The following is a 12,863-nucleotide window of genomic DNA, read 5'->3' on the forward strand; positions in this document are numbered from 1 at the left end:
TTGGAGACAAAATGAACGAAAAAATCTTATCGACATTAGAATATGATGCGGTCAAGGGCTTATTAGAGCCTTTTCTTGTTTCTGCAGCCGGGAAACGGGAATTAGGGGCTTTAGTCCCCCAAACTGATATAAAAACTATCCAGGACTGGTTAGTTGAAACCACCGATGGCGCTGATTTATTACGAGTTGAAGGGGGAATACCCATTCCAACCTTAGCCGACATTAGTCCGCAATTAAAACGTTTGAAAGTTGATGCTGCCTTAAACGGGACAGAATTAGCCCAAATTATGCAGGTGTTGCGAACTAGCATGCGGGTGCAAACGTTTTTTGCACAATTAGCGGATCAAAAGTTGACTTTGCGGACTTTGGATCAGTTAGTAGCGCGAATTGTGACTATTCCCGACGTCACCAAACGGTTAGTGCGATCCTTAGAGCTTGATGGGCGGTTGAAAGACGAAGCCTCAACGAAATTGCATGGAGTGCGTCAATTAATCAGCCAAACGGAAACTGAGATCCGCCAGGCGCTGGAACATTATACGCGGGGGAAACAAGCTAAGAAGTTATCTGACCCGATTATTACCATCCGAAACGATCGGTATGTCATTCCTGTCTTAGCACAATATCGGAATCAATTTGGGGGTGTGGTGCACGATCAAAGTGCCAGTGGACAGACCCTTTATATTGAACCAGGAAGCGTGGTGGAATTAAATAATCGCCTGCGCCAGGCCCAAATTGAAGAAGTCCAAGAAATGCGGCGGGTGCTGATTGAATTGTCGGATTTGATTCGGCCATATCAAGACGAGATTGCGCAAAATGAGGCGATCTTGGGACATTTGGATTTGATTAATGCCAAAGCAAAGTTAGCCGCACAAATGAAAGCTAGTCTACCGATCGTGAATGATCAGTTGGTCGTTAACCTCCGGCAAGCCCGGCATCCCTTAATTCCGCAAGACCAAGTGGTTGCAAATGATATTCAACTGGGTCAAGACTATCAAGCCCTTGTGATTACCGGGCCCAATACTGGTGGGAAGACGATTACCTTAAAAACTTTGGGGATCATTCAATTGATGGCTCAGTCAGGGATGTTCATCCCGGCCAATGAAAATAGTCAGGTGACCGTCTTTGACAATGTCTTTGCTGATATTGGTGATGAACAGTCCCTAGAGCAAAATTTGAGTACCTTTTCGGGTCATATGGAAAATGTCAAAACCATCCTTGAACAAATGACCGACCATAGTCTGATTTTACTGGATGAATTGGGGGCCGGGACTGATCCAAAAGAAGGGGCAGCCCTGGCGATGGCAATTCTGGATGCGATTGGAACTTGTGGCGCCCGGGTGATGGTAACGACTCACTATCCAGAATTGAAGGTTTATGCTTATGATCGCCAAGCGACCATTAATGCCAGCATGGAGTTTGATCAAGCCACTTTACAACCAACATACCGGCTTTTAATAGGGATTCCGGGGCAATCAAATGGTATTGCGATTGCTAACCGGCTGGGGTTAGATCCGGGGATTATTCAAACCGCTCAGTCCCTCGTGCAGGCTGATAGCCAAGATCTGAATCAAATGATTGGGGATCTGGTGGAGCAACGGAAGCAAGCAAGGGAAGAAAATGCCAAGTTAACTGAACTTCGCAAAGCTAATGAAGAAAAAGAAGCAGAATTAATCCAAAAATTAACTCGTTTTGACGAGCAGCGGGACCGTTTATATGATGAAGCGCGATCCAAGGCGAACCATGAGGTGGCGCAGGCGAAGAAGCAAGCCGACAAGATTATCCATCACCTTCGGCAACTACAGGTCCAACAAGGGGCGAACGTTAAAGAACACGAATTGATTAATGCTAAGGGGCAATTAAATGCCCTACATCAGGATAATCCGCGATTAGCGCATAATTCGGTCTTGCGACGCGCTAAGGCTAAACAAGCTTTAAAGCCTGGTGATACGGTGCAAGTCAAATCATATGGTCAGCAAGGAACACTGGTGGCCAAGCGTGGTCGTCACCAATGGGAGGTCCAATTAGGAATTCTAAAAATGGCGATTGACGAGGCCGATTTAACTAAGGTTGCGGCGGGACAAATAAAAACTGACGCCCCGAAAGCACACAAACGACCTGTTCGGACGATTCAAACCCGCCAAACCGCGGCTCGTCTTGATCTGCGCGGTAAACGGTATGATCAGGCTATGAGCGAATTAGATGCTTTTATTGATCATGCCTTATTAAATAATTTAACAAGTGTTACAATTGTTCATGGGAAAGGAACCGGCGCCTTGCGTAAGGGAACCCAAGAATACTTACGGAGTAATCCGCGGGTCAAATCATTCGAATTTGCGACCCCGAACAATGGTGGCGATGGAGCGACCATTGCATTCTTTTAATTGAGGAGAAGGAAAATGATTCACGAAACGACCAACACGACATTTCAAAATGATACCCAACAAGGGGTTCAATTAATTGATTTTTGGGCACAATGGTGTGGCCCGTGTCGGATGCAAACTCCTGTCGTTGAAGAATTGGCTGAAACGATGGGTAATCAAGTTAGCTTTCACAAGTTAAATGTTGATTGTAATCAAGCGACCGCTAAGGAATGCCAAATTATGAGTATTCCGACTTTGGTGATTAAAAAAGATGGTGTCGTGGTGGATAAGATTAGTGGTTATCATTCTAAGGAGCAATTAGCTCAAGTCCTCCAGGCTTATTTAAAGGAGTAGGTCATGGCAACGATAATTATTGCAACCAAGAATGCCCATAAGGCTCAAGAATTTGCGGCTTTGTTAACTCCTTATCAGCTGGAAGTGAAAACCTTAGCTGATTTTCCACCATTAGAAATTGTTGAAGATGGACGGACCTTTGAAGAAAATGCTCGCAAGAAAGCACAAGCGGCAGTAGCGGCTTTTAATTTACCGGTATTAGCAGATGATTCAGGTTTGATGATTGATGCTTTAAACGGAGAACCGGGTGTTTATTCGGCGCGCTATGCGGGGGATCATGATGACGCCGCTAATAACCAAAAGGTTCTTGAAAAATTAAATGGCCTTCCTTTTGCGGAACGGACGGCCCATTTTCATACGACGATCGTCGGCTTAAAACCGACTGGTGAAGAAATCGTCGTCAATGGACAGGTTAATGGGCATATCTTGGATACTCCACAAGGTGAAAATGGGTTTGGTTATGACCCGATTTTTTGGGTAGATGAATTAGAAGTGCCAATGGCGACCTTGACGATGACCGAAAAAAATCAAATTAGTCATCGGGGACGGGCTCTCCAAGCTTTAATGCAAGAATTTAAAGAATGGTGGAATTAGGATGAAGGTATTACTAGTTTCAGATAATCATGGGGAAGGACAGATTTTGGACCGGATCGTCCAGACTTTTGGTGATCAGGTTGACTTGATGATGCACTGTGGTGATTCTAATCTTGATCCATCAACGGATGTCATAACGCCGTTTTTGACGGTGGAAGGAAATACAGACTGGGGCTTTTCCTATCCTGAGATTCAACGCGCAACCGTTGATCACGGAAAAGTAGTAGTGACCCATGGTGATCACTATAGTGTAAATTCAACGCTAACTCCTTTATTACTGTTAGCCGAAGCCGAAGCTGCTGATGTCGTTGGTTATGGTCATACGCATCAACTAGCGGTCACGACGGCTGACAATCATCTGTTGATTAATCCGGGAAGTATTAGTCAGCCACGTGGTGAATATGCATATATTGGTGGGACCTTTGCCATTGTTGAGGTGACGCCAGCAGCTTGGAAAGTGCAGTATTATAACCGTGATATGCAGCCAATTGAAGAATTGGCCTTTGATTGGCAACGTTAATGACCAACCTTTAGAGTGTAATGCTCTAAAGGTTTTAATTTTGTCTTTACAGAACGTATGTTCTGTGAGATTATACAAGCACGGAAAGATTCGATTGTAAATACACGTATCGCGTGTATAATAAAATAGTGAAAGTAGGTCTAACCTATGATTAAAACGTTTGCCGATAATGAAACCGAGAAAATTTTTAATCAACAATTTTCAAGAGCATTACCAAGTGATATTCAGCAGATCATTTTGAGAAAACTGATTATGCTAGATAGTGCAGAAAATATTAACGATATTCGAATTCCACCATCTAATCACTTAGAAAAATTAACTGGAAAATTAAAAGGTCAATATAGTATTAGGGTTAATAGACAGTACCGCATTTGCTTTAGGATTTTTAACTATAACGAAATATATGATGTAAGAGTAACTGATTATCATTAATTGGGGGTGATGAAATGACAAGAATACCAACGCCACAATTTAGCGAAGTTTTAAAAGAAGAATTTATGGAACCATATGGTTTGTCAGCTTATCGGTTGGCCAAGGAGATTAATGTTCCAGTTTCACGGATTCAAGATTTACTTCATGATCGTCGCCAAGTTTCTCTAGATACTTCCATTCGCTTGGGCCGTTTCTTTGGCATGTCAGATCGTTATTTTTTGAATGTTCAATTAAATTTAGAATTACGTCAGATCAAAAATGAGAAGGCCGACGAATATCAAAAGATTAAGCCGATTCAATCAGTAAATTAAAGTGGTAGAAAATTTCTGTCTAAAAATAATATGGGTTGAAGCAGGAACGTTTCTGGTTCCTACTTCAACCCTAATTTATTGGATAATGACTAGTGGTTTGTAATTCAATCTGTGCTTGTTGTGCGGCTTGTAAATAACGGGCGAGGATTTTGCTAGCCGTGACCGTTTGGGTACCACTTTTAGCCGTGATCATGATCCGATAAACTAATTGACCGTTTTGATTAGTGGTAGGGCCAATAATTTGTGGTTGGCTAGTTAAATTGTCAAAGTCGTTCATGATTTCATCGGTTAAGTTTTCAACAACTAATTTTAACTCATTTAAAGGAGTCTTAGTGGTAATAGCTATATCTACATTGGCGGTAAGATCGTGGCGGGAAAAATTCTGGACCATGGTAATATTACGGTTTTGAATGAAGGTTAAGGTTCCATCACTACCGAGGACTTGGGTAGTTCGCAAACCAACGGCTTTGACCGTGCCCTTGATGGTTCCGATTTGGACAATGTCTCCTACATCAATTTGTTGTTCTAAAAGAATGAAGAAACCATTGACCACATCGCTCACAAATCCTTGGGCACCAAGCCCTAAAGCAATTGAAAAAATCCCTGCTCCGGCAATAAGGGTGCCAATGGGAACGCCGATTAAAGAGAGAATGGCATATAAAAAGAAAAAATAACAAGTATAGCGATAAATGTTCAGGATAATCGAATGAAAGGTTTCTGCACGATGACTACCGCCTAATAGGGTGATCCGTTTGGTATTATGAAAAATTGAATTAATGATCCGTTTCCCAATTCCGAGAATAAGGAAAAAGATAAGGATCGTCATAATTAAAGAAAAAGCCTTATCAACAATATTTTGGGCGAGTCGATCCCAGTTCAGGTTAGTAAATGACTTTGCCGCAAGTTGCGCTTGTTTGGATATGAGCGAATTCATGTCAAGTAACTCCTTAATGATAGTAACTTTATCATAGCATACTAAATCTGTTTGTGACTGGTGTCTATAAATGATATGATAATAGTTATATGAAGGAGGACGATTGAATGATCATTGGACAATCAATGGGCTCAATTGCCGGTTTGATCGCGGCGGGTGCCTTTGTAGTATTAGTAGTATTTTTATGTATTTTTCTGACGCGGATGAGTGCGATGTTACAAGAAACGACGCGCCAAATTACTCAATTAGGAAATGATGCCGATTCACTTGGTCGGGAGTTAGAAGACATTTTAGAAAACACGAATCGTTTAATGGATGACCTGAACGACAAGGCGGAAAAGATTACGCCTGCTGTTGAAGCGATTGCTAACGTCAGTCAAAGTGTTAGCGACTTAAATGATGCCTCTCGAGCAATGGTTGAAAAGTTAAATGCGCAACGGGAGCAGTCACCTTTTAAGAATCGGATTTTTAAGACGGCAGCCCAAGCAGCCATGATGGGAGCATTAGGGCGCTTTGGAAAACGAAAGAAGCATGAGGCGGAATAAGATGGGAAAGAAATTTTTAGCGGGATTAGCTTTTGGTGGAGCGGCGGCCTATGTGGCCTGGCAATCTTTGACGCCAGCACAAAAAGAGGAACTAAAGGCTAAGGTGACTGATCGGGCTTATGATTTAATGGATTTTCTGACGGACTATTCATTAAATGCGCTTGATATTGTAGATGGTTTTACACAAGATTATAGTGAAAAAGCAGCCAATCGTTTCCAAGATTTGAAGGCGACAGTTAAGGACACTACTGATAAAGTCACCGAGACAGTTAATGATAAGGTTAGTCAGGTGAGTCAACAATTTAGTGCCAATGATTTTGACGAAGAAATTGCTGATATTCGTTCTGCCTTAGCCGGTGAAAATACCAAAGATGTTTCCGAAGGCGATGGTGATATCATCATTGATCAAACTGATGAAGAGCCAACTGAATAAGCGAAAGCCCTTGACCTCTAAAGTGAAGTCAAGGGCTTTGTTAACTATCCAAAGTATTGGAGTTCTTTGGTCATATGCGTGAATGGTTCATTTCCATCTGGAGTAATAACTATGCAGTCTTCAATCCGAACCCCGGCAAAGCCAGGAATATAGATGCCCGGTTCGATTGAGAAACACATTCCTGGTTCCAGTACAAGATCATTGCCTTCCATGATGGATGGAAATTCATGATCGCTCATTCCCATTCCATGACCAAGTCGGTGGATGAAGTATTCACCATAACCGGCTTGATCAATCACGTCACGGGCAATTTTATCTAGTTCTGCGGCGGTAATACCGGGTTTAGCGGCCGCTTGGGCCGTTAACTGAGCTTCTAAGCAGACTTGATAAATTTCTTTTTGCCGATCTGATAAAGTTCCAACCGCAATTGTCCGAGAAGCATCACTGACGTAGCCATCATAAACAGTTCCCAGATCAAAAAGCACAAGTTCGTTATTCTGAACTTGATTCGTACTCGTTTCGCCATGAGGCTCGGCAGCATGAGGGCCAACTTGGATCAAAGTGTCAAAACTCATCTCCATAATCCCTTTTTTCTTGAGCGCATATTCAATTTCAGCGGAGATTTCTTGTTCGGTGCGGCCAATTTGGACGGCCTTAAAGCCAGTTTCAAAGGCAAAGTCAGCCCATTGACCCGCAATTTTTAATTTTTCAATTTCGTCCGCACTCTTAATTAAACGCATGTGTTCGATGGTCTGCGTTAGATCGTGATCGAATTTGGCGTGGGGGAATTGTTCTTGTAAGGCCCGTTGACGACTAACGGTGAGATAATTTTGTTCGGTTGCGATCTGGTGAGGATCCGGTAACCGTTTCTTAATCTGCTCAGCAATCATCGCAAAGGGTTGTTCATGGTCAAGGTAACCATATACTGAATATGGCCAGCCGGTGCCTTTGATAGCTTCAACTTCTAAGGCTGGTCCAAATAAGAAGGGATCTTGGTCGGGGAAAACGATTAAAGCTAAAATCCGTTCATAAGGATCACTGCCAAACCCAGTTAGATATTTAATAGTCATCGGATCGCTAAGATAAGCGACATCAATTTGATGATTTTGTAGGGTAGTTTGTAGTTCAACTAATTTTTTATATGCCATATTATCGGCCTCCTTCAATTATTTTCATTATAGCATTTTGTCTCTAGTCCGTTTTGCACTTTCCGTTAATTTGAGCTATTATAAATGAAAATGAATGAAAACAGATCACCTTAGTGATGAAAGGGGTTTATTATGAAAAAACAACCGGTAACAATTTATACGGTGGCCCATGAAGCAAATGTTTCAATGGCGACGGTTTCGCGGGTTGTCAACGGGAATACGAATGTGAAACCAGAAACGCGGGATAAGGTCTTAGAAGTAATCAAGCGCTTGAATTATCGGCCTAATGCGGTAGCGCGTGGTTTGGCTAGTAAGAAAACTACAACCGTTGGGGTGGTAATTCCCCAAATTACCGATGGTTATTTTGCTGAATTAGCGGCTGGGATTGATGATGTTGCAGCTATTTACAAGTATGACATGATTTTAACGAGTTTGGACACTGTCGAACAACAACCTGTTCAGGTGATTCAAAGTATGCTGGCTAAACAAGTCGACGGTATTATTTTCATGGGTCATGATTTATCCGATGATCTAAAAAAAGAATTTGATAATTCAGCCATTCCCGTTCTAGTATCGGGCTCGGTCGTGGATGATGATTCACTACCAAGTGTCCGAATTGATTATCGCCAAGCAACCAAGGATTCGGTAAACTTCTTGGCTCAGCATGGGCACCAAAAGATTGGCTTATTAGTGGGATATGATCAAACTCCAATTAATGCTCAGAATCGAATTCCGGCCTACCAAGAGGCACTAGAAGCGCAAGGATTAGTATTTGATCCAGCTAATGTTTTTGTTGGCCATGATAATTACCAAGAATCATACCAACTAGCTCAACAGATCTTGGATCAAGGGATTACGGCCTTATTTGTTTCTGATGATTTAATGGCTGCCGGAGTTTTAAATGCCTTAACTGATTTAGGGAAAAAGGTTCCCGATGATTTTGAAATTATTGCCGGAAACGGTACGGCTACCGCTCAATTAACCCGGCCAATGTTAACGACGATTTCGCAACCAATGTATGATTTGGGGGCTGTTTCAATGCGTCTCTTGACCAAGATGATGACCGAAGGGGCGGGTGAAGATGAAGAACTCAATGTGGTGATGAACCATGAGTTAGTCGAACGGCAAACTACTCGCGCCGATCAATAGGTCTAACTTGAATTTAGTCGGTAAATCTAGTAAAATTAATCTGTTTTTAAATCTGAAAAAGAAAAGGGGACGACACAAATGTCAGGACATTCAAAATGGCATAACATTCAAGGACGGAAAAACGCCCAAGATGCTAAGCGTGGTAAGATCTTCCAAAAGATCTCACGGGATTTATACCAAGCAGCTAAGGCTGGCGATCCCGATCCAGCTAACAATCCTCAATTACGACTCGTGATGGATAAGGCGCGGGCAGCAAACATGCCTAAGCAAAACATTCAACGGGCGATTGACAAAGCAACCGGTGCTGGTGGTGCTAACTTTGAAGAAATCACTTACGAAGGCTATGGTCCTGGTGGGGTTGCTGTCATGGTATCTTGTTTAACGGATAACAAGAACCGGACAGCGTCTGCAATCCGGTCAGCCTTTACTCACTCTGGGGGTTCCTTAGGTGCTAACGGTTCCGTTTCATACATGTTCAATCGTCAAGGTTTGATTGAAATCTTACGGGAAGATTTGGACAAGGATGAAGACGAAATGTTAATGGATGCCTTAGATGCCGGTGCTGATGATATGCAAGCAGATGAGGAAATGTTCCACATTTACACGGATCCAAGTGCCATGACCGCAGTTCGGGACGCATTGCAAGCTGACGGTTACGAATTGGAAACAGCCGAAGTTACGATGATTCCGGAAAACAAAACGGAAGTACCATCAGATAAGGTAAGCCAATACCAACACTTAATCGATGAATTAGAAGAAAATGATGATGTGGCGGATGTTTATGAAGCTGGATTTATTCCAGAAGCATAAACAGCGCGTCAATCAACGGAGCGATGACTTTTTGGTCATCGCTTTTTGTTTGCCATCGGAAATTTATAAATTTGTTACGTATATTGCTATAGGGAGGATTAGCAATGGAAGGACAAATTAAACGTGAGTTACAAATCATGATTCAAGAAGGCGTGACCGATGCTTACTTAATGCCCGAAGCAGCTGGATATCGGCTTTCTACCTTAATACAGGGCAAATTAGCACTACGGTACCATTTTTCGAAACACAGTGGACAGCGAATCATGGCTTATTTAAAGTATCGGAGCAACCTAGATATCAGTGAGCATCGTCGACCGCAATCTGGAGCTTTGGAATGGGAGATGGATCCCGGTCAAAAAATTAACCTGCGGATCTCAACGGTTGGTGATTATCGCGGTCAAGAGTCGATGGTGGTGCGATTTATTTATCCGCCAAAAGCTGATTTTCAAGTTTTGGTCCCTTCACATTGGGAAGGGCTACAAGTCTTAGCTCAGCAAACGGGCGTGATGCTCTTTGCCGGTCCAATGGGGTCAGGGAAAACGACGACAATGTATCGCCTGGCTGAGCAATTTATCGATCAAAAAACGATTATGACAATTGAAGATCCGGTGGAAATCAGTCATGAGCGCTTTTTACAAACCCAAGTGAATCCGGTTGCCGGCATGGATTATCAAACTTTGATTAAAACGAGCTTACGTCATCGTCCCCAGATTTTAATCATTGGTGAAATCCGGGATTCCCAAACGGCGCAAATGGTCATTCAAGCGGGCCTGAGTGGCCAGTTAGTCATGGCCACTATTCATGCGCGCAGTGCCCAGGGGGTGCTCTCACGTTTGCGACAATTAGGGGTTGATCAATATTATTTACATCAGGCTCTGTTAGCGGTTAGTTATCAGCGACTCATCCCCTTGCATGATCAAAGCTGGGCGCTTCATTTTGATCAATTAAGTGGGGATGACTTAACCCAATCAATTGGCCATGAAGAATCAGGAGTTGCCCAAAGTTGGCGGTTTGAATTAGCACGAGCTTGTGAAGAAGGGAGAATTACGGATGAAACTTACCAGCAATTTAAAGCCGGCTAAATTTAACTTGAGTCATCAAGCCCAGTGGTTTGTTTTTTTAGGTGATGCCCTGAACAGTGGGATGAATTTACCCCAGGCCTTAGCCTTTTCGGGGAGAATCTTTCCTAAAGAGTTAGATAGGTTCCAAAAGATGGAGCGACAATTGGTCCAAGGGGTTGGCTTAGCTGAAACCATGAAGCCGTGGCTACGCACGGATTTATATTATCAACTGAAATTAGCAGAACAAGAAGGTAATCTAGCAAGCGTCATACGCCAGATTGGTGAGTTTTTAACCAAGCAGCATCAACAACGGCAAAAGTTACGTGGGCTTTTACAATATCCGTTATTGTTATTGACCGTCTTAGGAGTCTTCATGATGATTATGGTTCACTATGTCGGACCACAACTATCAAGTTGGCAACAAGGCGACTGGGGGATAAACCCACGTATATTGCAAATTTTAGTGATGACGGTTAGTGCGATAATGACGATCTTGATTTGGCAGGGGATCGTTTTGTTGAAAATGCCACGGTTAGAGCGAATTAACTGGTTATGTCATTTACCAGTGGTAGGTAATTATTGGCGATTATATTGGCATTATTATTTAGTCAATGTGTTAGGAATGATGATTGCCCATGGAATGTCGTTTCAAGATATTCATCGCGTTACGCGCCAGTATGATCAACAATCAATGGTTTACCAAGTGATCCAACAATTGACCCGCCAAACCCAACGGGGACAATCCATTGAACGGGTGATTTTAAAAACTATCTATTTACCAGATGAGTTGGCTTCGTATTTTAATCGGGGCTTAACTACGAGCGAGCTGGGGGATGAATTGTTGATTTATTCGCGAATGCTTTTTCAACGTTTCATTAATCAAACGGAACGACTTTTAGAACTTGTTCAGCCAATTTTGTTTATGTTAATTGCCTTGATTATTGGAGGCATGTATTTGAGCCTTTTATTACCGATTTATCATTCGTTACAAAGTGTGAATTGAATGTATACCATCAAGTACACGTATTAAAATAAGGTTAACAATTATGTTGAGAAACAGATCCGTGAGGTAAGAAAGATGAGGGAGATTGTAACACCAACGCAGGGACGAAAAGATTTAAAGCGGATAAAGGTAACTATCTAGAGAAAAATTTTAGTAAGTTTTAGTAAGATAGTAGATCAGTTAAAAAATAATCCATGTCAATACAATCAAAGTTTTGAAAAACTCGTATCACCAATTCTTGGTTTTTATTCACGACGAATCAATGTACAGCATCGGGTTGTATATAAAGTAAATGGAGAAATGAAGGAAGTTGTTATTTATTCGGCTTGGGGTCGCTACGATTAAGTAATTTGAATATTAGACTACAACTTGGCGCTCTGTTAATTCAGGGCCTTTTATTTTGGTCGAGGACTATTTAATAGTTATTTCTAGTTGCCACATTTTGGAATATAGAAAGTTTTTGGAACGGCAGAAATTTTACTACGTACATTAGTGTAAAGGAGGTTTGATCAAACTAGCCCAAATCTATGTCTGGGTAATAAAAATTAAATGGTGTATAAAATGAAAAAATTACGGAAACTACCTGGATTCACTTTAATTGAGATAGGTATCTCTAAAATTGTTTATATAGAACTTTAATTTACTCGTGATGATCAGAATCATATTTGCATATGATATCGCAAATGAATAGTAGTTCATATAAAACGCTTGAAAAAATGAACTATAATTCATATATGTAATTTTGATTTTGGATAAGAGGACTTTTATGGTGAGAGAAGATAATAAACAAAAGTTGATAAATGCTACTGATACTTTGTTAAAGAATAGGAGTATAACTTCCATAACAACTAAAGACATCACAAAGGCAGCAGGAGTCTCTGTAGGAGTTTTTTATAATTATTTCAGTAGTAAAGAAGATGTATTTAAAGAATTGATCAAAAAATTTTTTAATTATTCATTACAGAAAACGGAGAATTTACGGAAGGAAGTTACTGGGAAAAATATTCGTTTAGAAATTAAATTCAAAGAATTCTTAATTGATGGGATAGATAATAATTGGGAAAATAATTTTTTAAATAGTGATATCCCTTTACTTTCTAGAAAAGATGAAGAATTTCTTAATATGATGATTGATTTTAATAAAAAGATGGAGAATGGTCCTATGTCAAGAAAGCGGACAGATTTAGTATCTGTCAAGTTTTCATAGGT

16 protein-coding genes are annotated in these 12,863 nt (G+C 41.3%); 14 read left to right on the top strand and 2 right to left on the bottom strand.

Annotation, left to right across the window (positions count from 1 at the left end; all coding sequences use genetic code 11):
* The first annotated feature begins 11 nt into the window (after positions 1-11).
* The 6 genes from FC60_RS02065 to FC60_RS02090 all read left to right on the top strand — a co-directional run bounded on the left by FC60_RS02065 (position 12) and on the right by FC60_RS02090 (position 4,571).
* On the top strand, positions 12-2,381 hold the full coding sequence (locus tag FC60_RS02065; RefSeq protein ID WP_056936852.1) for an endonuclease MutS2: 2,370 nt from the start codon (positions 12-14) through the stop codon (positions 2,379-2,381).
* A 15-nt stretch (positions 2,382-2,396) separates the two neighbouring features.
* Entirely contained in the window at positions 2,397-2,714 is a 318-nt protein-coding gene (gene trxA, locus FC60_RS02070; RefSeq protein WP_056936853.1) for a thioredoxin, read from the top strand.
* Positions 2,715-2,717: 3 nt separating this feature from the next.
* Positions 2,718-3,308, top strand: a complete 591-nt coding sequence (locus FC60_RS02075) for an XTP/dITP diphosphatase (RefSeq protein WP_056936854.1) — start codon at positions 2,718-2,720, stop codon at positions 3,306-3,308.
* A 1-nt stretch (position 3,309) separates the two neighbouring features.
* Positions 3,310-3,828, top strand: a complete 519-nt coding sequence (locus tag FC60_RS02080) for a YfcE family phosphodiesterase (RefSeq protein WP_056936855.1) — start codon at positions 3,310-3,312, stop codon at positions 3,826-3,828.
* Positions 3,829-3,975: 147 nt separating this feature from the next.
* Complete coding sequence (locus FC60_RS02085; protein ID WP_056936856.1) at positions 3,976-4,260, top strand: type II toxin-antitoxin system RelE/ParE family toxin; 285 nt, start codon at positions 3,976-3,978, stop codon at positions 4,258-4,260.
* Between the two features lie 14 nt (positions 4,261-4,274).
* Positions 4,275-4,571, top strand: coding sequence for a HigA family addiction module antitoxin (locus FC60_RS02090; protein ID WP_056936857.1), 297 nt, complete (start codon positions 4,275-4,277; stop codon positions 4,569-4,571).
* Positions 4,572-4,641: 70 nt separating this feature from the next.
* Here FC60_RS02090 and FC60_RS02095 read toward each other — a convergent pair whose 3' ends face one another.
* The gene (locus tag FC60_RS02095; RefSeq protein WP_007122400.1) at positions 4,642-5,505 is read right to left on the bottom strand and encodes a mechanosensitive ion channel family protein; all 864 of its coding nucleotides are present in this window, start codon (positions 5,503-5,505) and stop codon (positions 4,642-4,644) included.
* Between the two features lie 107 nt (positions 5,506-5,612).
* On the opposite strand from FC60_RS02095, the gene FC60_RS02100 reads away from it, so the two are divergent.
* Both FC60_RS02100 and FC60_RS02105 read left to right on the top strand, forming a co-directional pair.
* Complete coding sequence (locus tag FC60_RS02100) at positions 5,613-6,050, top strand: DUF948 domain-containing protein (protein ID WP_007122401.1); 438 nt, start codon at positions 5,613-5,615, stop codon at positions 6,048-6,050.
* A 1-nt stretch (position 6,051) separates the two neighbouring features.
* Positions 6,052-6,483: a hypothetical protein gene (locus FC60_RS02105; RefSeq protein WP_056936858.1), complete on the top strand. Its 432-nt coding sequence runs from the start codon at positions 6,052-6,054 to the stop codon at positions 6,481-6,483.
* A gap of 44 nt (positions 6,484-6,527) precedes the next feature.
* On the opposite strand, the gene FC60_RS02110 is transcribed toward FC60_RS02105, so the two are convergent.
* Positions 6,528-7,631, bottom strand: a complete 1,104-nt coding sequence (locus tag FC60_RS02110) for a M24 family metallopeptidase (protein WP_056936859.1) — start codon at positions 7,629-7,631, stop codon at positions 6,528-6,530.
* A 132-nt stretch (positions 7,632-7,763) separates the two neighbouring features.
* Here FC60_RS02110 and FC60_RS02115 point away from each other — a divergent pair, with 132 nt between their 5' ends.
* The 6 genes from FC60_RS02115 (at position 7,764) to FC60_RS02135 (ending at position 12,861) form a co-directional block, all read left to right on the top strand.
* Positions 7,764-8,780 (top strand): substrate-binding domain-containing protein, encoded by a 1,017-nt coding sequence (locus FC60_RS02115; protein WP_056936860.1) that lies wholly within the window; start codon positions 7,764-7,766, stop codon positions 8,778-8,780.
* A gap of 78 nt (positions 8,781-8,858) precedes the next feature.
* The gene (locus FC60_RS02120; protein WP_056936861.1) at positions 8,859-9,590 is read left to right on the top strand and encodes a YebC/PmpR family DNA-binding transcriptional regulator; all 732 of its coding nucleotides are present in this window, start codon (positions 8,859-8,861) and stop codon (positions 9,588-9,590) included.
* A gap of 104 nt (positions 9,591-9,694) precedes the next feature.
* A complete protein-coding gene (gene comGA, locus FC60_RS02125) occupies positions 9,695-10,672 on the top strand; it encodes a competence type IV pilus ATPase ComGA (RefSeq protein ID WP_056936862.1) in 978 nt (325 codons plus the stop codon).
* The gene (locus tag FC60_RS02130; RefSeq protein WP_056936863.1) at positions 10,641-11,654 is read left to right on the top strand and encodes a type II secretion system F family protein; all 1,014 of its coding nucleotides are present in this window, start codon (positions 10,641-10,643) and stop codon (positions 11,652-11,654) included. Before comGA ends, FC60_RS02130 begins: the two co-directional genes overlap by 32 nt.
* Positions 11,655-11,822: 168 nt before the next feature.
* Positions 11,823-11,999, top strand: a complete 177-nt coding sequence (locus tag FC60_RS09245; RefSeq protein WP_235806055.1) for a Txe/YoeB family addiction module toxin — start codon at positions 11,823-11,825, stop codon at positions 11,997-11,999.
* A 421-nt stretch (positions 12,000-12,420) separates the two neighbouring features.
* Positions 12,421-12,861 (top strand): TetR/AcrR family transcriptional regulator, encoded by a 441-nt coding sequence (locus FC60_RS02135; RefSeq protein WP_082601317.1) that lies wholly within the window; start codon positions 12,421-12,423, stop codon positions 12,859-12,861.
* The last annotated feature ends 2 nt before the right edge of the window (positions 12,862-12,863 follow it).

This window comes from Limosilactobacillus gastricus DSM 16045 (assembly GCF_001434365.1).
Classification (GTDB): Bacteria; Bacillota; Bacilli; order Lactobacillales; family Lactobacillaceae; genus Limosilactobacillus; species Limosilactobacillus gastricus.

What these genes read in the sequence shown, in the direction of transcription:
- FC60_RS02090 (WP_056936857.1), top strand. Translation starts at nt 4,275, where the DNA reads ATGACAAGAATACCAACGCCACAATTTAGCGAAGTTTTAAAAGAAGAA.
- FC60_RS02120 (WP_056936861.1), top strand. Translation starts at nt 8,859, where the DNA reads ATGTCAGGACATTCAAAATGGCATAACATTCAAGGACGGAAAAACGCC.
- FC60_RS02105 (WP_056936858.1), top strand. Translation starts at nt 6,052, where the DNA reads ATGGGAAAGAAATTTTTAGCGGGATTAGCTTTTGGTGGAGCGGCGGCC.
- trxA (WP_056936853.1), top strand. Translation starts at nt 2,397, where the DNA reads ATGATTCACGAAACGACCAACACGACATTTCAAAATGATACCCAACAA.
- comGA (WP_056936862.1), top strand. Translation starts at nt 9,695, where the DNA reads ATGGAAGGACAAATTAAACGTGAGTTACAAATCATGATTCAAGAAGGC.
- FC60_RS02135 (WP_082601317.1), top strand. Translation starts at nt 12,421, where the DNA reads ATGGTGAGAGAAGATAATAAACAAAAGTTGATAAATGCTACTGATACT.
- FC60_RS02115 (WP_056936860.1), top strand. Translation starts at nt 7,764, where the DNA reads ATGAAAAAACAACCGGTAACAATTTATACGGTGGCCCATGAAGCAAAT.
- FC60_RS02095 (WP_007122400.1), bottom strand. Translation starts at nt 5,505, where the DNA reads ATGAATTCGCTCATATCCAAACAAGCGCAACTTGCGGCAAAGTCATTT.
- FC60_RS02130 (WP_056936863.1), top strand. Translation starts at nt 10,641, where the DNA reads ATGAAACTTACCAGCAATTTAAAGCCGGCTAAATTTAACTTGAGTCAT.
- FC60_RS02065 (WP_056936852.1), top strand. Translation starts at nt 12, where the DNA reads ATGAACGAAAAAATCTTATCGACATTAGAATATGATGCGGTCAAGGGC.
- FC60_RS02075 (WP_056936854.1), top strand. Translation starts at nt 2,718, where the DNA reads ATGGCAACGATAATTATTGCAACCAAGAATGCCCATAAGGCTCAAGAA.
- FC60_RS02110 (WP_056936859.1), bottom strand. Translation starts at nt 7,631, where the DNA reads ATGGCATATAAAAAATTAGTTGAACTACAAACTACCCTACAAAATCAT.
- FC60_RS02085 (WP_056936856.1), top strand. Translation starts at nt 3,976, where the DNA reads ATGATTAAAACGTTTGCCGATAATGAAACCGAGAAAATTTTTAATCAA.
- FC60_RS02080 (WP_056936855.1), top strand. Translation starts at nt 3,310, where the DNA reads ATGAAGGTATTACTAGTTTCAGATAATCATGGGGAAGGACAGATTTTG.
- FC60_RS02100 (WP_007122401.1), top strand. Translation starts at nt 5,613, where the DNA reads ATGATCATTGGACAATCAATGGGCTCAATTGCCGGTTTGATCGCGGCG.